18 protein-coding genes and 1 pseudogene are annotated in these 19289 nt (G+C 64.1%); 9 read left to right on the plus strand and 10 right to left on the minus strand.

The annotated features are described in order from the left end of the window. Positions 1–606 (plus strand): MsnO8 family LLM class oxidoreductase (locus IC66_RS0129045; protein ID WP_038950024.1); only part of this gene is annotated, 606 nt, incomplete at its 5' end. A gap of 127 nt (positions 607–733) precedes the next feature. Here IC66_RS0129045 and IC66_RS0129050 read toward each other — a convergent pair. Together IC66_RS0129050 and IC66_RS0129055 are read right to left on the minus strand one after the other, a co-directional pair. Beyond that, on the minus strand, positions 734–1594 hold the full coding sequence (locus IC66_RS0129050) for a prephenate dehydratase (RefSeq protein WP_028142118.1): 861 nt from the start codon (positions 1592–1594) through the stop codon (positions 734–736). A 39-nt stretch (positions 1595–1633) separates the two neighbouring features. Then, a complete protein-coding gene (locus IC66_RS0129055) occupies positions 1634–2374 on the minus strand; it encodes a 3-deoxy-manno-octulosonate cytidylyltransferase (RefSeq protein ID WP_028142117.1) in 741 nt (246 codons plus the stop codon). Between the two features lie 234 nt (positions 2375–2608). On the opposite strand from IC66_RS0129055, the gene IC66_RS0129060 reads away from it, so the two are divergent. From IC66_RS0129060 to IC66_RS0129085, 6 genes are all read left to right on the plus strand, one after another. After that, a complete protein-coding gene (locus tag IC66_RS0129060) occupies positions 2609–3163 on the plus strand; it encodes a c-type cytochrome (protein ID WP_028142116.1) in 555 nt (184 codons plus the stop codon). A gap of 212 nt (positions 3164–3375) precedes the next feature. After that, positions 3376–5277, plus strand: coding sequence for an extracellular solute-binding protein (locus tag IC66_RS0129065; RefSeq protein ID WP_038950025.1), 1902 nt, complete (start codon positions 3376–3378; stop codon positions 5275–5277). Between the two features lie 14 nt (positions 5278–5291). Beyond that, positions 5292–7178 (plus strand): extracellular solute-binding protein, encoded by a 1887-nt coding sequence (locus tag IC66_RS0129070; protein WP_038950026.1) that lies wholly within the window; start codon positions 5292–5294, stop codon positions 7176–7178. A gap of 2 nt (positions 7179–7180) precedes the next feature. Further along, complete coding sequence (locus IC66_RS0129075; RefSeq protein ID WP_028142113.1) at positions 7181–8290, plus strand: microcin C ABC transporter permease YejB; 1110 nt, start codon at positions 7181–7183, stop codon at positions 8288–8290. Continuing rightward, complete coding sequence (locus IC66_RS0129080) at positions 8290–9468, plus strand: ABC transporter permease (protein WP_038950027.1); 1179 nt, start codon at positions 8290–8292, stop codon at positions 9466–9468. Before IC66_RS0129075 ends, IC66_RS0129080 begins: the two co-directional genes overlap by 1 nt. A 4-nt stretch (positions 9469–9472) precedes the next feature. Beyond that, complete coding sequence (locus IC66_RS0129085) at positions 9473–11110, plus strand: ABC transporter ATP-binding protein (RefSeq protein WP_028142111.1); 1638 nt, start codon at positions 9473–9475, stop codon at positions 11108–11110. Between the two features lie 80 nt (positions 11111–11190). Here IC66_RS0129085 and IC66_RS0129090 read toward each other — a convergent pair whose 3' ends face one another. The 4 genes from IC66_RS0129090 to IC66_RS0129105 form a co-directional block, all read right to left on the minus strand. Continuing rightward, positions 11191–11418: a hypothetical protein gene (locus tag IC66_RS0129090; protein WP_028142110.1), complete on the minus strand. Its 228-nt coding sequence runs from the start codon at positions 11416–11418 to the stop codon at positions 11191–11193. Positions 11419–11454: 36 nt separating this feature from the next. Next, positions 11455–11736 (minus strand): hypothetical protein, encoded by a 282-nt coding sequence (locus IC66_RS0129095; RefSeq protein ID WP_028142109.1) that lies wholly within the window; start codon positions 11734–11736, stop codon positions 11455–11457. A 199-nt stretch (positions 11737–11935) separates the two neighbouring features. Further along, positions 11936–12778, minus strand: coding sequence for a C40 family peptidase (locus IC66_RS0129100; RefSeq protein ID WP_028142108.1), 843 nt, complete (start codon positions 12776–12778; stop codon positions 11936–11938). Next, positions 12771–14144, minus strand: coding sequence for a leucyl aminopeptidase family protein (locus IC66_RS0129105; protein ID WP_038950028.1), 1374 nt, complete (start codon positions 14142–14144; stop codon positions 12771–12773). The genes IC66_RS0129100 and IC66_RS0129105 overlap by 8 nt, the downstream gene beginning before the upstream one ends. 200 nt (positions 14145–14344) lie before the next feature. On the opposite strand from IC66_RS0129105, the gene IC66_RS0129110 reads away from it, so the two are divergent. Then, entirely contained in the window at positions 14345–14548 is a 204-nt protein-coding gene (locus IC66_RS0129110) for a hypothetical protein (protein ID WP_018318792.1), read from the plus strand. 233 nt (positions 14549–14781) lie between these two features. Next, positions 14782–15597 carry a tetratricopeptide repeat protein gene (locus tag IC66_RS0129115; protein ID WP_038950029.1) on the plus strand — a complete coding sequence of 272 codons (816 nt, stop codon included), beginning with the start codon at positions 14782–14784 and terminating at the stop codon, positions 15595–15597. A gap of 75 nt (positions 15598–15672) precedes the next feature. On the opposite strand, the gene IC66_RS0129120 is transcribed toward IC66_RS0129115, so the two are convergent. The 4 genes and pseudogenes from IC66_RS0129120 to IC66_RS46500 form a co-directional block, all read right to left on the minus strand. Then, on the minus strand, positions 15673–16647 hold the full coding sequence (locus IC66_RS0129120) for a type II secretion system F family protein (protein WP_028142105.1): 975 nt from the start codon (positions 16645–16647) through the stop codon (positions 15673–15675). Between the two features lie 9 nt (positions 16648–16656). Then, entirely contained in the window at positions 16657–17634 is a 978-nt protein-coding gene (locus tag IC66_RS0129125) for a type II secretion system F family protein (protein WP_038950031.1), read from the minus strand. Positions 17635–17644: 10 nt separating this feature from the next. Continuing rightward, positions 17645–19114 (minus strand): CpaF family protein, encoded by a 1470-nt coding sequence (locus tag IC66_RS0129130; RefSeq protein WP_028142103.1) that lies wholly within the window; start codon positions 19112–19114, stop codon positions 17645–17647. Between the two features lie 21 nt (positions 19115–19135). Continuing rightward, positions 19136–19289: pseudogene (locus IC66_RS46500) on the minus strand (CtpF protein); the annotation flags it as partial.

Raw genomic sequence — 19289 nt, forward strand, 5'->3', positions numbered from 1 at the left:
CACGAGCTGATTCTGTGGGAGACCCGTGAATTCCCCGCAGGGCACCCCTACCACAACGTCGTCGCCATGCCCGACGACACCAAGCTGCCGCCGATCTGGCTGCTCGGCTCCAGCGATTATTCCTCGGAATTGGCGGCACAGGTCGGCATGGGCTTCGCCTTCGCGCATCATTTCGCGTCCCACGACGCGGTCGACGCGATGGTGCATTACCGCAACCGCTTCCAGCCCTCGGCCTGGCGTGCGAGCCCGCAAGCGATCCTCGCGGTCGCCGTCGTCACCGCCGATACCGATGAGGAGGCCGAACGCCTTGCCAGCTCGTTCGACCTCAACCGGCTGCGCCGCGACCGCGGTCAATATCTGCCGCTGCCGAGCGTCGAGGAGGCCCAAGCCTATCCTTACTCCGACTCCGAGCGCACCTCGATCCTCCGCAACCGTTCCCGCCTGTTCGTCGGCAGCCCCGCGACGGTACGGAAGAAACTGCAGCCGCTGATCGACGCGAGCAAGCCGGACGAGCTGATGGCGATCACGGCGGTGTACGACCACGAGGCGCGGAAGAAGTCGTATTCGCTGCTCGCCGAGGCGTTCGGGCTTAAAGCGACCGCGTAAGAATATCGTGCCCCGGACGCAGCGCAGCGCTCCTTCAGCGATGCGCTGCAGAGCCGGGGCCCATCGCGCCTCCGGGTATCTTGGCCCCTGGGTCCCGGCTCGCGCTTCGCGCGTCCGGGACACGCGACTAATCCTGCTGCGCTTCGCTGAACGTGGCGCGGAAGGGGTGGCCGGGATACACGCCGACGATGCGGAATTCGCGCGAGAAGAATTTCAGCTCCTCGATCGCGAAGGCGAGGCCCTTGTCCTCGGGGTGGCCGTCGACGTCGGCGTAGAACTGCGTGGCGAAGAAATTGCCGTCGACCATGTAGCTTTCGAGCTTGGTCATGTTGACGCCGTTGGTGGCAAAGCCGCCGAGCGCCTTGTAGAGCGCGGCCGGCAAATTGCGCACCCGGAACACAAAAGTCGTGACCAGCGGGCCGGAGCCTTGGGCGGCCCATTTCGGCTCGCGCGCCAGCACCACGAAGCGGGTGGTGTTGTGCGCCTCGTCCTCGATGTCCTCCGCGAGGATGTCGAGGCCGTAGATCTTGGCGGCGAGGCGGGAGGCGATCGCGGCCACCGTCTTGTCCTTGCGCTCGGAGATGTCGCGAGCGCTGCCGGCGGTGTCGGCATGCACGATCGGCTTGACGCCGAGCTTGCGGATGATGCGCCGGCATTGGCCGAGCGCATGCACATGGCTCTCAACGCTCTTGATGTCGTCGAGCTTGGTGCCCTTCACCGCCATCAGCTGATGCCGGACCGGCAAAAACCATTCACCGATGATGAAAAGGCCGGAGGCCGGCAAGAGGTGATGGATATCGGCAACACGGCCCGCGACCGAATTCTCGATCGGGATCATGCCGAGATCGGCCTCGCCGGAGGAGATCGCCGACAGCGCGTCCTCGAAGGTGGCGCAGGGCATCGGCTCGGCGTCGGGATAGGCCTCGACGATGGCGATGTGGGAATTGGCCCCGGGCTCGCCCTGGAATGCGATCTTCATCTTGCTCATGTCTTAAAAGTGCTCCTGGGTCGGCCTTGTAACAGCGGCTCAGGATTTGGAAAGGATGCTGCGGGCGGTTTCCAGGTCCGCCGGCGTGTCGACCCCACGCGGTACGGTGTCGACGATGGTGAAGTCGATGCGCATTCCGGCCTCGAGCGCCCGGAGCTGTTCGAGCTTCTCCTGCAATTCCAGCGGCGAGGGCGGCAGCGAAACGTAACGCTCCAGCGCGGCGCGGCGATAGGCATAGAGGCCGATATGGTGGTAACGCGGTCCGTCGCCGGTCGGCGCGGTCGCGCGGGTGAAATAAAGTGCACGCATGCGCTTGCCGCCGAGCGAGGTTCCGATCGCCTTCACGACGCTCGGGGCGAGATCCTCCTCCTCGGTGTGGATCTGCGAGGCCAGTGTCGCGATGTCCACGGCCGGGTCCTGCAGCGGCGGCAGCACCTCGCGGATGTTGTCGATCGTGATCGTCGGAAAATCCCCCTGCAGATTGACCACGATCTCGGCCTTGCCGTCCGGATCGAGCTTCTGCATGGCCTCGTGGATGCGGTCGGAGCCGGAGGGGTGTGTGGGGCTGGTCATCACGGCCTCGCCGCCATGGGCCGTCACGACCGAAGCGATCTCGGGCGTATCGGTCGCGACCGCGACCCTGCCTATCCCGGCGGCCTCGGCGCGGCGCAGCACGTGCACGATCATCGGCAATCCCGCGATATCGGCGAGTGGCTTGCCGGGCAGGCGGGTGGCGGCCATACGGGCCGGGATCAGCACCAGGATGCGGGGATCGATCATCGGGTTCAAAGGTCTGGGGTCAAGGGCCTGGAAACGGGGCGTTTTCCGCGCCGGGAAATAGGGTGGGGACGGCCCGAAAGCCGGGTCGCTTATACGGGTTGCCAGACCCCGGGCAAACCGATATCTCAATGGCAAAACTCGGGGAAACGATAGGGAACGCTTGATTCTCCCGAGGCTCGTCCTGGCGGCCGCCTGGCCGCTCGATTCTTCTTGCGGTGTGGGGCCTGGCCGGAAATGGACTCTTTCGAACTCAATAAAATTCTCGGTGCTGTGCTCGGCACCTGTCTCCTTCTGCTGGTGACCAGCTTCACCGCCAATGCGCTGTTCACGCCGAAGCCGCTCGAGAAGCCGGGTTTCGAGATCGCCGTGAAGGAAGATGCCGGCCACGGCAAGGAAGGCGGCGCTGCCGCTGCGGCCTCCGAGCCGATCGAAAAGTTGCTCCAGACCGCCTCCGTCGAAAAGGGCGCCTCCGCCGCCAAGAAGTGCGGCGCCTGCCACACCTTCGAGAAGGGTGGCCCGAATCGCGTCGGTCCGAACCTCTATGGCGTCGTCGGCGAGAAGAGGGGCGAGGGCCGCGGCGGCTTCAACTTCTCCGCTGCCATGAAAGGCAAGGGCGGTACCTGGACGTTCGACGACCTCAACAAGTTCATCGCCAATCCGAAGGGCTTCATCCCGGGCACCGCGATGGGCTTCGCCGGCATTGCCAAGGATTCCGAGCGCGCCGACGTCATTGCCTATTTGAACTCGCTGTCGGAGCATCCTCAGCCGCTGCCGACCGCGTCGAAGTAAGGCCTCAAGAACCCGATCTTGGAATATGCGGCCAGGCTGAAAAGCCTGGCCGTTTCCTTATCCGGGCCTCGCGGCGAGTTTATCGGGGCGTTTGGCCGCATCAGACAGGCCGCCCGGCCTTCCAAGATGAGGAAAAAGCAACATATTCGGTCGAAACCTCGCCTATATTGGGACCTTAAAGGAGTAGCCTCCTTCAAGACAGGACTATTGATTTGGCCATAACCCGACGCGATCTCCTGCTCACCGGCACTGCGGCCGCAGCGCTCCCCGCCCTCGGTTCCCTGGGCAGCGTTTCCGCCGTCGGCTCAGCGCAGGCGCAATCCGCCGGCGAGCTGCCTTGGCGCCACGCGCTGTCACTGTTCGGAAAGGTCAAGTACCCCGCCGACTTCACGCGCTTCGACTACGTCAATCCTGAAGCGCCCAAAGGCGGCGTCGCGCGCCAGATCGCGGTCGGCACCTTCGACAATTTCAATATCGTCGTGTCGGGCGTGAAGGGGCAGGTCGCCGGCGCCGTCGCATTCATCTACGAATCCCTCACGACGCCCTCGCTCGACGAAGTCTCGACCGAGTACGGCGCGCTCGCCGAGGCCGTCAGCCATCCGGACGATTTTTCCTTCGTCACCTATCGTTTGCGGCCGGAGGCCAAATGGCACGACGGCAAGCCCGTTACCGCGGATGACGTGATCTTCTCGCTCGATTCCTTCAAGAAGCACCACCCGATGTACTCGGCCTATTACAGCCATGTGGTGAAGGCCGAGAAGCTCGGCGAGCGCGAGGTGAAATTCGTATTCGACGCGCCGGGCAACCGCGAACTGCCGCAGATCGTCGGGCAACTCACAGTCCTGCCGAAGCATTGGTGGGAAGGGACCGACGCGCAGGGCCGCAAGCGCGACGTGTCCGCCACCACGCTTGAAGTCCCGCTCGGTTCTGGCCCCTACAGGGTCAAGGACTTCGTTGCGGGACGGTCGATCGCGCTGGAGCGCGTCAAGGACTATTGGGGCCGCGACCTCGCCTCCAATGTCGGCCGCAACAATTTCGACGAGCTGCGCTACGAATATTTCCGCGACGCCACCGTCGCGATCGAGGCCTTCAAGGCCGACCAGGTCGATTGGCGCACCGAGAACAGCGCGAAGAACTGGGCGACCGCCTACGACTTCCCGGCCGTGAGCGAAAAGCGCGTGATCCTCGAGGAGTTCGCCAATCGCAGCTCGGGCGTGATGCAGGCGTTCGTGCCGAACCTGCGCCGCGGCAAGTTCAGCGACCCGCGCGTGCGGCGCGCGCTCAACTACGCGTTCGACTTCGAGGAGATGAACAAGCAGATCTTCTACGGCCAGTACAAGCGCATCAACAGCTATTTCGACGGCATCGACGAACTCATGGCGACCGGCTTGCCGCAGGGCAAGGAGCTTGAGATCCTCGAGACCGTCCGCACCCAGGTGCCGCCCGAAGTCTTCACCACGGCCTACACCAATCCGGTCGGCGGCAATCCGGAAGCCGTGCGCGATAATCTGCGCGAGGCGCTCCGCCTGTTCAAGGAGGCCGGCTACGAGGTGCGCGACCGCAAGCTGACCGACGTCAAGACCGGCGTCCAGTTCACGCTCGAACTGCTGAACTCGGATCCGAGCTTCGAGCGGATCACGCTGTTCTACAAGCCGTCCCTGGAGCGGCTCGGCATTGCCGTCAACGTGCGGACGGTCGACCCGACCCAGTACGAGAACAGGACGCGCGAGTGGGATTTCGACATCGTCACAAACTCGTGGGGCGAGTCGCAGTCGCCAGGCAATGAGCAGCGCGAGTTCTGGTCGTCCAAGACGGCTGACATCGCCGGCTCGCGCAACATTGCGGGCATCAAGAATCCCGCAATCGACAAGCTGATCGAGCGGGTGATCTACGCCGCCGATCGCGACGATCTCGTCGCGGCCACCAAGGCACTCGACCGCGTGCTGCTGTGGAATCATTATGTCGTGCCGCAATGGACTTATAACAAGGTGCGTACGGCACGCTGGGATCGCTTCGGCCGGCCGACGGAAATGCCCAAATACGGCCAATCCGGCTTCCCGTTCATCTGGTGGTACGACGCAGAGAAGGCGGCGCGGATCGCAAAGAAGTCGTGAAGGACATTCCCCGCATGACGCAGATGTCACGCCGCCACGTGCTGGCCCTCGGTGTCGGCGGCACCCTCGGGATGTCGCTGGGCGCGCAGCCGTGGCGCGGAGCGCATGCATCGGAAGCGGGGATCGAAGCTCACGGCATCTCGGCGTTCGGCGATCTCAAATATCCCGCCGACTTCCACCATTTCCACTACGTCAACGTCGATGCGCCGAAGGGCGGCACGTTCTCGCTCATTCCGTCGGTGCGCGCCTACAACCAATCCTACCAGACCTTCAACTCGCTCAACGCCTTCATCCTGAAGGGGGACGGCGCGCAAGGCATGGACATGACCTTCGCGACGCTGATGGTGCGCGCAAGCGACGAGCCTGATGCGATGTACGGGCTTGCCGCCAAATCCGTTCAAATATCGCCGGACAAGCTGGTCTACCGCTTCACGATGCGTCCGGAGGCGAAATTCCACGACGGCACGAAGCTCACCGCGCAGGATGCGGCGTTTTCGCTGATGACGCTGAAGACCAAGGGACATCCCCTGATCCTGGTGCAGCTGCGCGACATGGTCAGCGCAGAGGCGGCCGACGATGCAACGCTCGTCGTCACCTTTGCCAAGGGGCGGGCGCGCGACGTGCCGCTCTATGCCGCCAGCCTGCCGATCTTCTCGAAGGCGTACTATGCGTCTCGCCCGTTCGATGAATCGTCTCTGGAGATCCCGCTGGGCTCGGGTCCGTACAAGGTCGGCAAGTTCGAGGTCAATCGCTATATCGAGTATGAGCGGGTGAAGGACTGGTGGGCTGCCGATCTGCCGCCCTGCCGCGGTACCTACAATTTCGATGTCGTGCGCTATGAGTTCTATCGCGACCGCGACGTCGCTTTCGAAGGATTTACCGGCAAGAACTATCTCTACCGGGAAGAGTTTACCTCGCGCATATGGGCGACGCGGTACGACTTCGCGGCCGTGAAGGACGGCCGCGTCAAGCTCGAGATCGTGCCCGACGACACGCCGTCCGGTGCGCAGGGCTGGTTCATCAACACCCGGCGCGAGAAATTCAGGGATCCCCGCGTACGCGAGGCCCTGATCGACGCTTTCGACTTCGAGTGGACCAACAAGACCATCATGTACGGCGCCTATGCCCGTACGGTGTCGCCGTTCCAGAACTCCGATCTCATGGCGAGCAACGGACCTCCTTCGCCGGAAGAGCTGAAGCTGCTCGAGCCATTCCGCGGTCAGGTTCCCGAGGAGGTGTTCGCTGCGCCCTTCGCACCGCCGGTGTCCGACGGATCGGGGCAGGACCGCGCGCTCTTGCGCAAGTCGCAGCAGCTGCTCAACGAAGCCGGCTTTCCGATCAAGGATGGCAAGCGAATGCTGCCGAGCGGAGAGGTGTTCAAGATTGAATTCCTGGCGGAGGAGCCCTCGCTCCAGCCGCATCACGCGCCGTATATCAAGAATTTGGGGACGCTCGGCATCGAGGCGAGCCTCCGCCTCGTCGATGCCGTGCAATATCGCGCGCGCGTGGAAGATTTCGACTTCGACATGACGATCCAGCGCTTCAGCATGTCGGCAACGCCCGGCGATGCCATGCGGGCGTTCTTCTCGTCGCAAGTCGCGGCAACCAAGGGCTCGTACAATCTCGCGGGCGTCGCCAGCCCGGCGATCGACGCCATGATCGAGAAGATCATGGCAGCCGAGAGCCGCGAGGAATTGACTGTCGCCTGCCGTGCCTTTGACCGCTTGTTCCGCGCCGGCCGCTATTGGGTGCCGCAATGGTATAACAAGACGCACCGGCTCGCGTACTGGGATCAGTTCAGCCATTCCCAGAAGCTGCCGCGCTACGCCAATGGCGTCGGCGCTCCCGACATCTGGTGGTCCGACCGCGCCAAGGCGGCCAAGCTCGAGCAGGCGAAATAGCCATGAGTGCCTATATCGCCCGCCGCATCCTCCTGATGATCCCGACATTGCTCGGAATCCTGTTCGTCTCCTTCGTCGTCGTGCAGTTCGCGCCCGGCGGCCCGGTCGAGCGCGTGATCGCGCAGCTCTCGGGGGCCGACACCGGCGGCACCTCGCGCATTTCGGGCGGCAGCGATTTTGCGCAGCGCGCGCCCGGGCAGGTCGGGGCCGGCGGCGATGCCATCAACTCGAAATATCGCGGCGCGCAGGGCCTTGATCCCGACTTCATCAAGAAGCTCGAGGCACAGTTCGGCTTCGACAAGCCGGCGCCGGAACGCTTCGCGCTGATGGTTTGGAACTTTGCCCGCTTCGATTTCGGCAAGAGCTATTTCCGCGACGTCAGCGTTCTGCAACTGATCAAGGAGAAGCTGCCGGTCTCGATCTCGCTCGGTCTCTGGCTGACGCTGATCACCTATCTGATCTCGATCCCGCTCGGCATCCGCAAGGCGGTGAAGGACGGCACGCGCTTCGACACCTGGACATCGACCGTTCTCGTCCTGGGCTATGCCATTCCAGGCTTTCTGTTCGCAATCCTCCTCATCATCCTGTTTGCCGGCGGCTCCTTCTTCAACTGGTTTCCGCTGCGCGGACTGACCTCGGACGGCTGGTCGCAGTTTCCCTGGTACTGGAAGATCATCGATTATTTCTGGCATCTGACGCTGCCGCTGATCGCCATGGGGCTCGGTGCCTTCACGACCATGACGTTCCTGACCAAGAACTCGTTCCTGGACGAGATCCGCAAGCAATACGTCATGACCGCGCGCGCCAAGGGCTGCGGCGAGGGCCGGGTGCTTTACGGCCATGTCTTCCGCAATGCGATGCTGATCGTGATCGCGGGCTTCCCCGGGACGTTCATCCACGCCTTCTTCTCGGGCTCGCTTCTGATCGAGACCATCTTCTCGCTGGACGGGCTCGGGCTGCTCAGCTTCGAGAGCGTGCTCAATCGCGACTATCCCGTGGTGTTCGGAACGCTCTACATCTTTTCGTTGGTCGGCCTCGTGATCAATCTGGTCTCCGACCTCACCTATATGTGGATCGACCCACGGATCGATTTCGAGGCGCGGGAGGTCTGATGACGGTTACCGCGCCGACGCCGATCGAGACCACGACCCAGTCCCCGCTGGGCGAGGTCGTTCCGATCACGCGCAAGCCCTTCGCGCCTTCGCCGCTCAACAGGCGGCGTTGGCAGAACTTCAAGGCCAACCGCCGCGGCTACTGGTCGTTCTGGATCTTCATCATCCTGTTCGTGGTCTCGCTGTTTGCGGAGCTGATCGCCAACGATCGGCCTTTCCTGATCAAGTTCGACGGCCGGCTCTATTGGCCCGCTTTCGTGACCTATTCGGAAACCACCTTCGGCGGCGACTTCGAAACCGCGGCCGACTATCGCGATCCCTATTTGCAGAAGCTGATCAAGGACAAGAACGGCACCATCGTCTGGCCCCTGATCCGCTATTCCTACGACACCCACAATCTCGACCTGCCGACGCCGGCGCCGTCGAAGCCGACCTGGATGCTGACGGAAGCGCAATGCAAGCCGGTGGTGGAGAAGAAGGGGCTGAAGAGCTGCCGCGACCTCGAATACAACTGGCTGGGGACGGACGATCAGGGGCGCGACGTGGTCGCGCGGCTGATTTACGGCTTCCGCATCTCGGTGCTGTTCGGCCTTTGCCTCACCATCGTCTCGTCCGTCATCGGCATCGCAGCAGGAGCGGTGCAGGGATATTTCGGCGGGCGGGTCGATCTCATCTTCCAGCGCTTCATCGAGATCTGGACGGCGATTCCCTCGCTCTATCTTCTCCTGATCCTGTCCTCGGTGCTCGTGCCCGGCTTCTTCGTGCTGCTCGGCATCCTCCTGCTGTTCTCCTGGGTCTCGCTGGTCGGTCTGGTGCGGGCCGAGTTCCTGCGCGGACGCAACTTCGAATACATCCAGGCGGCGCGGGCGCTCGGCGTCTCCAACCCCGTCATCATGTTCCGCCACCTGCTGCCGAACGCGATGGTCGCGACCATGACGTTCCTGCCCTTCATCGTGTCGAGTTCGGTGATGACGCTGACGGCGCTCGACTTCCTGGGCTTCGGCCTGCCGCCGGGATCGCCTTCGCTCGGCGAATTGCTGTCGCAGGCCAAGGCCAATGTGCAGGCCCCCTGGCTCGGCTTTTCCGGCTTCTTCTCGGTCGCGAGCATGCTGTCGCTCCTGATCTTCATCGGCGAAGCCGTGCGCGACGCCTTCGATCCGCGCAAGACGTTCAGGTAAGCTGATGGACGCGATCAACCAGCCCCTGCTTGCCGTTCGCGACCTCTCGGTGGCCTTCCACCAGGGCGGCACCACCACGCTCGCGGTCGACAAGGTCTCGTTCCAGATCAAGCGCGGCGAATGCCTGGCGCTGGTCGGCGAATCCGGCTCCGGCAAGTCCGTCAGTGCGCTCTCGATCCTCAAGCTGTTGCCCTATCCGAACGCCTCGCATCCCTCGGGCAGCATCCGCTTCAAGGGGCAGGAACTGATCGACCGCTCCGAGCAGCAGATGCGGGAGATTCGCGGCAGCGACATCTCCATCATCTTCCAGGAGCCGATGACCTCGCTCAATCCGCTGCACACGATCGAGGCGCAGATCGGCGAGATCATCCAGCTGCACAATCCGACCAGCAATGCCGAGGCGCGCCGGCGAACGCTGGAATTGCTGACGCAGGTCGGCATTCCCGAACCCGAGACGCGGCTGAAGAGCTATCCGCATCAGCTCTCCGGCGGTCAGCGCCAGCGTGTGATGATCGCGATGGCGCTCGCCAACGAGCCGGATCTGTTGATCGCGGACGAGCCGACGACGGCGCTCGACGTCACGGTGCAGGCGCAGATCCTGGCGCTGCTCGCCGAGATCCGATCGCGGCTCGGCATGAGCCTGCTCTTCATCACCCACGATCTCGGCATCGTGCGCCGCATCGCCGACACCGTCTGTGTCATGAAGAGCGGCGAGATCGTCGAGCAGGGGCCGGTCGAGCAAGTCTTCAAGGGCCCGAAGCATCCCTACACGCGCGACCTGCTCGCGGCGGAGCCGAAGCCCGATCCGGCGCCGCCGCAGCCGGATGCGCCGTTGGTGATGTCCGCCAACGACCTGAAGGTCTGGTTTCCGATCAAGCGCGGCTTGATGCGCAAGACCGTCGGCCACATCAAGGCGGTCGACGGCGTCAGCATCGCCGTGCGCAAGGGCGAGACGCTCGGTGTGGTCGGCGAGTCAGGCTCGGGCAAGACCACGCTGGGGCTGGCGCTGCTGCGGCTGATCTCCTCAAACGGGCGTATCGTGTTCTTGGGGAACGACATCCAGGGCCTGCGCTTCAAGGAGATGCGGCCGTTCCGGCGCGACATGCAGATCGTGTTCCAGGACCCGTTCGGCTCGCTCTCACCGCGCATGTCGGTCGCCGACATCATCGCCGAAGGTCTCTCGGTGCATCAGCCGAAGCTGTCGCACGAAGAGCGCGAGGCGCGCGTCGTCAAGGCGCTGGAGGACGTCGGGCTGAAGCCTGACACCCGCCACCGCTATCCCCATGAATTCTCCGGCGGCCAGCGCCAGCGCATCAGTATCGCGCGGGCGGTCGTGCTGGAGCCGGATTTCGTCGTGCTGGACGAGCCGACCAGCGCGCTCGACATGCTGTTCCAGGCGCAGATGGTCGATCTGTTGCGCGAGCTCCAGCGCAAGCGCGAGCTCACCTACATGTTCATCTCGCACGATCTGCGCGTCGTCGCTTCGCTTGCGAGCCATCTGATCGTGATGCGCGGCGGCAAGGTCGTCGAGGAGGGGCAGGCCGCCCAGCTGTTCAAGAACCCGAAGACCGAATACACGCGCGCGCTGTTCGCGGCGGCGTTCCGGCTGGAGACGGCGGGCAACGGGTCGGTGGCGACGTAGCGCGTCATTCCAGACGCGCGACATTGCGGCGCCCTGAGCGTTTCGCCGGAGCAGGCTGCACGGGGCAGCCCGCCTTGATGTTACGCGGCGCGTTCCTTGTCTGGCGCTTCCTCGAGTGTGGCCGCAGTGTCTTCCAGCTTCTTGTCGTAATTGGCCTCGAGCCTCTCGATACTATCGGCCCACATCCTCAGCATTGAGACCTGGAAGTGCATCATCGGCTTCAAGGCATTCATGCCGATTGCTGTCGCTGCGGCGATGCGCCGTTGAGGGTCGCGCACGAAACGGTTTGCATTGGTGTCGTCTGCCATGCTGTTCGCTCCTTCGCTCTGGTGCTATGACCTAAGCTATCTGTCCTGTTGCGAACTGCTTGCTTCCAAACGCTCGGCCAGAAGTTCATCTGCCGCGCGGCGCGCGCATTGGTCGTCATGCAATTCATCGAGCTTTTTCAAGTAGGCGACCGCGGCTATCTGCAGGAGATCGAAATCATCCTCGCCGGTACCGCGAAGATTGGAGATGTAGCTGTAGAGGGCGGAACGCCTGTCGTCGTTCTCGCTGATGCCGCTGTGGAGCAGCAAGTAGTTTCGCCAAGCGAACGCACACGCGCCTTCTCTGGCTTGAGAACTCATGGGCACCTCCTAAAGCCAGAGAAAGACTGGCGCCGCGTTTCGTTCCGCAAATCTCCTCAGATGTAACGTTGTTCCGTAGCTGCGCCGCAAGGTAAACCATACTTCCGGTGCCAATGCGCAGGTTCCGTCAGCAACCGCGTCCGAAACCTGTTCGGATGCCGAGAACAAAGATCGGGTATGATCCCCGCGATCCACGGCCCTAAAGCCGCTTGATCGCGACGACCTCGCTGCCGGCCTGCCTGATCCGCGCAATCGCAGGCTCGATCGCCTCGATCACCGTCGCCATGTGATGCGCGTTGGCGTGAACCATCGTGCTGCCATCGCGGACGATGGCGACATGGCCCTTCCAGAAAATGAGATCGCCGCGCAGCAAGCTGCTGCGCTCATGCGGCTCCAGCGCGCGGCCGAGCCCCGCCTGCTGCATGTCGCTGTCGCGTGGGCAGCCGATGCCCGCTGATGTCAGCGACACCTGGACGAGGCCGGAGCAATCGATGCCGAAACTGCTTTTGCCGCCCCAGAGATAGGGCGTGCCGGCGAAGCGTTCGGCGACCGTCACGAAATCCGGCTCGCGATGATCGAGCGGGGCGAGATGGGCCTTGGGCAAATATTGTCCATCGCGCGTCACGGCGAAGCTGCCGTCCTCGCGCGCCACAGCCAGCCTGGATCCCATCACGAGCGTATCGGCCGGCGGCAGCTTGATCGAGGGACCGGGGAAGGCGAACGTCCGCAGCGCGCTGACCACATGGGTCGGCGTCGCCGAGGGTTTCATGAGCGCTGCATCCGGCAGCCAGCCGACATAGCCATCGCCATTGAGCTGGCCCCACGCCCAGCCCTCGCCGTTGCGGTCGTAGACCGTGACGCGTTCGCCGCGCAGCGCCTCCGTCATCAGCATCGCGCCCGACGACGGCTGCTCGCGCACCGGCGCGACCGGATCGACCACCTCGAATTCCTCGCCGGTGACGAAGCGATCAGCCTCGACCTTGCCTTCGAGATATTTCGCGGCGAGGTCGCCCCGCGCCGGGGTTATTCGCGGATCATGCATAGCGCTCGCTCAGCAAGGTGTAGATGGCGCGTGCGGCCTGGCACTCGCCGCCTTCGGGACGGGCCGGCTTTGCCGACGGCGTCCAGCCGTAGATGTCGACATGCAGCCAGCTCTTCGCCTGATCGACGAAGCGCTGCAGGAACAGCGCGCAGGTGATCGAGCCGGCAAAGCCGCCTGATGGTGCGTTGGTGATGGTAGCGGTCTTGGAGTCCAGCCAGGAATCGTAAGGCGGCCACAACGGCATGCGCCACAACGGATCGTTCTCCTGCATCGCGCAGCGCGATAGGTCGGCGGCAAGGCTCTCATCATTGGTGTAAAAGGGCGGCAAATCCGGTCCCAGCGCGACACGCGCGGCACCGGTCAGCGTGCCCAGATCGATCAGCAGATCGGGCTTTTCCTCATCAGCCAGCGCCAGCGCGTCGGCGAGCACCAGCCGGCCCTCCGCATCCGTATTGCCGATCTCCACCGTGATGCCCTTGCGCGAGGTGAAGATGTCGAGCGGGCGGAAGGCGTTGCCGGCGACCGCGTTCTCCACCGCGGGAATCAGCACGCGCAGCCGCACCTTCAGCTTCGCATCCATCACCATGCGCGCCAGCGCGAGGACGTTGGCCGCGCCGCCCATGTCCTTCTTCATGATCAGCATGCCGCTCGACGGCTTCAGGTCGAGACCGCCGGTGTCGAAGCAGACGCCCTTGCCGACCAGCGTCACCTTGGGATGATCGGGATCGCCCCAGCCGATGTCGATCAGCCGCGGCGCGCGGTTCGAGGCCATGCCGACGGCGTGGATCAGCGGGAAGTTCTTCTCCAGATCATCGCCGACGGTGCAGGCGAAGCTTGCGCCGAACTCTGCGGCGAGGTCTTGCGCGGCGGCAGCCAGCTCCGCCGGCCCCATGTCGTTGGAGGGCGTGTTGATGAGGTCGCGCGCGAGCATCGCCGCATCAGCGATCCGCTCGATCTCGGCCGCATCGACGCCATCGGGCGGCACCAGCCGGACGTCGGGCCTGTCAGCCTTGTGGTATCGCGCGAAGCGGTAGCGCCCGATCGCAAAGGCGAGCGCCGCCAGCCGTGCATCGTGGGGTGCATTGGCAAAGCGATAGATTCCCGGCGGCAGCAGGCCGGGCAGGGCGCCGGGCCGGAACAGGTCGCGCGATCTCGCCCCCTCGTCCTCGAGGCCGAACAGCACCTGTGCGATTGCGCCGTCGGGCGCAGGCAGCGCCAGATAGGCGCCCTGCTTGGCGGCAAAGGCGCATGCCGCGGCGAACGCGCGTTGCTGCGGCGGCAGCGCCTCGGCGACCTGATCCCAGCTCGATTTGGTGACGAAGGTGATCGGGATGGCGGCCGGTGACGTCTCGAAAACAGAAGGCATTGGCGGGTCCGGATCGTCAGATCAAACGGGTCATGCGAATGGATGAGACTTCGCAGAGTTTCGCCGCCGCTGCAATCGGCTTTGCTGCCACCGTTCAGCGAGCCGCTACTCGCGGAAAGGGGGCCATGCTAGGTTCCGGCAACGGTCGCCAGAGTTGGAGATCAGGCGACCGACGACAAAGCGCGCCGGGAGGAAATGCAATGGAATTTGTGTGGAGCGTGGTCACATTCATTGGCGAGGCCATCGAGGCGATTTTCGGCTATGTCGAGCACCACCATTGGATCTTCGCGTTCCTTGCCGGCGGTTACGTCTTCTATCTCCACGACCGCTCCGTCCACGCGCGGTTCGATGCGCTCGACAGGCGCGTCGACGAAATCCGCAAACGGCTTGCCATCGAATATTGATCGGGCGAGACGAAAACGTCGTCGCACGGTCTCGTATCTCGTGTTGAGGGCTGCCGTTCCCGAGAGCGCGGCCTCGACCTGCTGCTGGATTGCAACCGCTCAAGCCTGACGACGCTTGCGAGCGGGAGTATCGACGAGAGCACGGCCCGGGAGCGGTGTTAACGGGGCGTTAGGGTTAACAGTCTATTGCTGGCGCGTTCGGCTCGATCAATCCGCTCGAGAGTCAAAGCGTCATGCGTCTACGGTTCAGTCTTGCCCGGCTTCTTGCGTCCACCTCGCTGGTCGCGGCGGTGGCCATGGGCCTCGGCGGCTGCACGGGCATGTCGAAACTCTCCGACGTGACGGGCTCGATCGGCGGACCACGGGCAGAGGCGACTCCCACCGATCCGGCGCGCGCCGTCGAGGTCTATGGCGAGCGCTACCGCGCCAATCCCAAGGACGCCGATGCCGCGCTCGCTTACGGTCAGGCGTTGCGCGCCAACGGTCAGCGTGCCCAGGCCGCCGCTATGCTCGAGCAGGCGACCATCGCCAATCCCGGCAACAAGGCGCTGCTCGCCCAATATGGCCGCGCCCTCGCCGACAACGGCAATTTCCAGCAGGCCTACGATGTCCTGTCGAAAGCGCATTCGCCTGACAATCCGGACTGGCGCCTGCTCTCGGTGCAGGGCACGGCGCTGGACCAGATGGGCCGCCACGAGGAAGCGCGTTCCTACTACGCGAGCGCGCTCAAGATCGCACCGGGTGATCCCGGTGTGCTCTCCAATCTCGGCCTCTCCTACATGTTGTCGAGAGACCTTCCGAAGGCCGAAGAGGCGCTGCGGCAGGCCTACGCCTCGCCGCGTGCGAGCATCCGGGTGCGGCAGAATCTCGGCCTTGTCGTCGGTCTGCAGGGCCGCTTCGCCGAAGCCGAGACCATCGTAAAGGCAGATCTGCCACCGGATCAGGCCGCGGCCAACGTCGCCTATCTCAAGGAGATGCTCAGCCGCAGCGACGCTCCCCGCGGCGCACCGAAGCGGACGCCGGTCGCCTCGCTCAGCCAACCCGACTGATCAGAGCTGATCGTCTCTTCTATCGTCTCATCCTGAAAGCTGCCCGCGAGCCGCATGCGCGGCCCGTGTCCTGCGTCATTGCATCTCGGAGATCTTGATGCCGGTCGGTCCGAGAATGACCACGAACAGCACGGGCAGGAAGAACAGGATCATCGGCACGGTCAGCTTCGGCGGCAGGGCGGCAGCCTTCTTTTCAGCCTCGTTCATGCGCATGTCGCGATTTTCCTGCGCCATGACGCGCAGGGAATGTCCGAGCGGGGTGCCGTAACGCTCCGCCTGTTGAAGCGCGAGACAGACCGATTTGACGCCCTCGAGTCCGGTGCGCCGCGCCAAGTTCTCGTAAGCGACCTTGCGATCCTGCAGATAGGATAATTCGGCCGTGGTCAGCGTGAACTCCTCCGACAGCGCGATCGACTGTCCCACGATCTCGGTGGCGACCTTCCGGAACGCCATCTCGACTGACATGCCGGATTCGATGCAGATCAGAAGCAGGTCGAGCGCGTCGGGAAAGGCGCGCTTGATCGAGAGCTGGCGCTTGGAGATCGCATTCCTGAGAAACAGCATCGGCGCCTGGAGGCCGAGATAGGCGGCGCCGATGCAGATGCCGATCTTGATCGGCATGGCCTGCTGCAGATGCGCGATCAAGAAGACGTAGACGACCGAGCCGATGAAGAGCACCATCGGCGCGACCATGCGGGCAAACAGGAAGGTGATGTAGGGCGCCTGACCGCGGTAACCCGCCATGATCAGCTTGTCGCGCGCAGCTTCCTGCGCGAGCCATTTGGTGAGGTTGAAGTCCTCGACGACCTTGGAGACGAGCTGCTTCGGCGTCTGGCGCAGCGTGACCTTTTCATTCTTGTGAAGGCGCTCACGCTCGCGCTGCCGGATGCGCTCGCGCTCGCTTGCCACCGCCTTCATGCGCTTGGAGAGGCCCTCGCCGGCGAACAGGGGCATCACCAGCGTATAGACGGTGGCGCTGGCGGCAATGGCCGCCAGCATCATGGTCATGAAGTGGACGTCATGTAGTTTCGCGACAAGAAACTGGACCATACTGCACCGTCAGAAATCGAAATTGATCATCTTCTTCATCACCATGATGCCGACCGCCATCCAGACGACGCAGCCGACCAGCATGAGCTGGCCGGTGGGATGGGTCCACAGCACCGAGATGTAATGTGGCGTCGTGAGATAGACGAGGAACATCACGATCGGCGGCAGCGAGCTGATGATGCCGGCCGAGGCCTTGGCTTCCATCGACATGGCCTGGATCTTTTCCCTCATCTTCTTGCGGTCGCGCAGCACCTTGGAAAGGTTGCCGAGCGCTTCGGAGAGGTTGCCGCCGGATTTCTGTTGGATCGAGATGACGATGCCGAAGAAGTTGGCCTCCGGCAACGGCATGCGATCATAGAGCCGCGAGCAGGCCTCGCCGAGCGGCATGCCGATCGCCTGGGTCTCGATGATCGCCAGAAACTCGCTGCGCAGCGGCTCGGGCGCGTCGGCCGCGACGACCTTGATCGATTCGAACAAGGGCAGGCCTGCCTTGATGCCGCGGACGATCACGTCGACCGCATCGGGCAGTGCCGCCAGGAACTTGGCCTCGCGGCGCTTTTTCAGGAAGCCCAGTGCCCAGCGCGGCAGGCCGAAGCCGCCGGCAAAGGCGAGGCCGGCAGCACCGATCAGGCCGCCGCCGGCGAACAGAGCGGCTGCGAAGAACGCGCCCGCCACGGCGGCGGAGACGATCCAGAACTTCTGCGGCGTCCAATCGAGCCCCGCCTGCGACAGGCGGACGGGGAGCGGAGCGCTCTTCTCCTGCAGGCGTCGCGCCTCGAGATCCTTCAGCGTGGTCTCGACCTGCTCGCGGCGCGAGCGCTGGGTCTTCTCGGCCTGGCGGGCCGTGGGCGCCTCGGCGCGGGAGATCGAAGCGCGGCGGCTTTCGGCCTTTCGTTCCCCGGACAGCAGCGGATAGAGGAAGACCCAGGCGATGCCGCCGACCGCTGCGGTGGCAAGGAATGCGAGGGCGAGGACCTGCATGTTCATGCTGAACTGCTCACGTCTTCGGCGCGACTTCCGCCGCGTCCAGCGCAGCGGCAAGGCGCTTCTCGTCGCCGTAATAGCGGGCGCGTTCCCAGAATTTCGGACGGCCGATGCCGGTCGAGCGGTGCCGGCCGATGATCTTGCCGTTGGCGTCCTCGCCGATCATGTCGTAGAGGAAGATGTCCTGGGTGATGATGGTGTCGCCTTCCATGCCCATCACCTCGGTGATGTGGGTGATGCGGCGCGAGCCGTCGCGCAGGCGCGCAGCCTGGACGATGACGTCGATGGAGGCGCAGATCATCTCGCGGATGGTGCGTGAGGGAAGCGAGAAGCCTCCCATCGTGATCATGGATTCGCAGCGCGACAGGGCTTCGCGCGGGTTGTTGGCGTGCAGCGTGCCCATCGATCCGTCATGGCCGGTGTTCATGGCCTGGAGCAGGTCGAACGCCTCGGGTCCGCGGACCTCGCCGACGATGATGCGCTCGGGGCGCATACGCAGGCAGTTGCGCACCAGCTCGCGCATGGTGATCTGGCCTTCGCCTTCGATGTTGGGCGGTCGGGTTTCCAGCCGCACCACGTGAGGCTGCTGGAGCTGGAGCTCGGCGGCGTCCTCGCAGGTGATGACGCGCTCGTCATGCTCGATATAGTTGGTCAGGCAGTTGAGCAGCGTGGTCTTGCCGGAGCCGGTGCCGCCGGAGATCAGCACGTTGCAGCGGACGCGACCGATGATCTGGAGGATTTCGGCGCCTTCCGGCGAGATCGCGCCGAACTTGACCAGTTGATCGAGCGTCAGCTTGTCCTTCTTGAATTTGCGGATGGTGAGCGTGGGGCCGTCGATCGACAGCGGCGGCACGATGGCGTTGACGCGGGAGCCGTCGGCAAGGCGCGCGTCGCAGATCGGCGAGGATTCGTCGACGCGCCGGCCGACCTGGCTGACGATGCGCTGGCAGATGTTGAGGAGCTGCTGGTTGTCGCGGAAGCGAATTCCCGTGCGCTGGATCTTGCCGGCGACTTCGATGTAGACGGTGTTGGCGCCGTTGACCATGATGTCGGCGATGTCGTCGCGCGACAGCAGCGGCTCGAGCGGGCCGTAGCCGAGAACGTCGTTGCAGATGTCGTCGAGCAGTTCCTCCTGCTCGGCGATCGACATCACGATGTTCTTGATCGCGATGATCTCGTTGACGATGTCGCGGATTTCCTCGCGCGCGGACTCCGAATCGAGCTTGGCGAGCTGGGCGAGGTCGATCGCCTCGATCAGCGCGCCGAAGATGGTCGCCTTGACCTCGTAATAATTGTCCGACCGCCGGCTCTCCATGGCCGGAGGCGGCGGCGCCTTGGCAGGCGCAAGCGGCGGCGAGGCGACGGCCGGCGGAGGCGGGGCGCGCGACACCGTCGGCGCCGGAGCCTGGGCAGGCTCGGGCGACACGGCGCCGGGCTTGGGCGCCCGAAGGTCGGTGTCTGTTCCGCTACGCTTACCGAACACTTAACAACTCCATGCGGCGGCTTATTTTCCCCGCAACTTGTCAATCAGGGGTGAAAGCAGGGACGACTTTTGTTTCTTGGTCTCGCTGCGGCCGGTCAGGCGCTGGGCGATCTGAAGGAACATCTCGATCGACTTGTGGTTGGCGGAGATCTCCGCGATCATCTGGCCGTTGTTG

Origin of the sequence: Bradyrhizobium genomosp. III, from assembly GCF_000261705.1 — a bacterium.
GTDB classification, from domain to species: Bacteria; Pseudomonadota; Alphaproteobacteria; order Rhizobiales; family Xanthobacteraceae; genus Bradyrhizobium; species Bradyrhizobium ottawaense.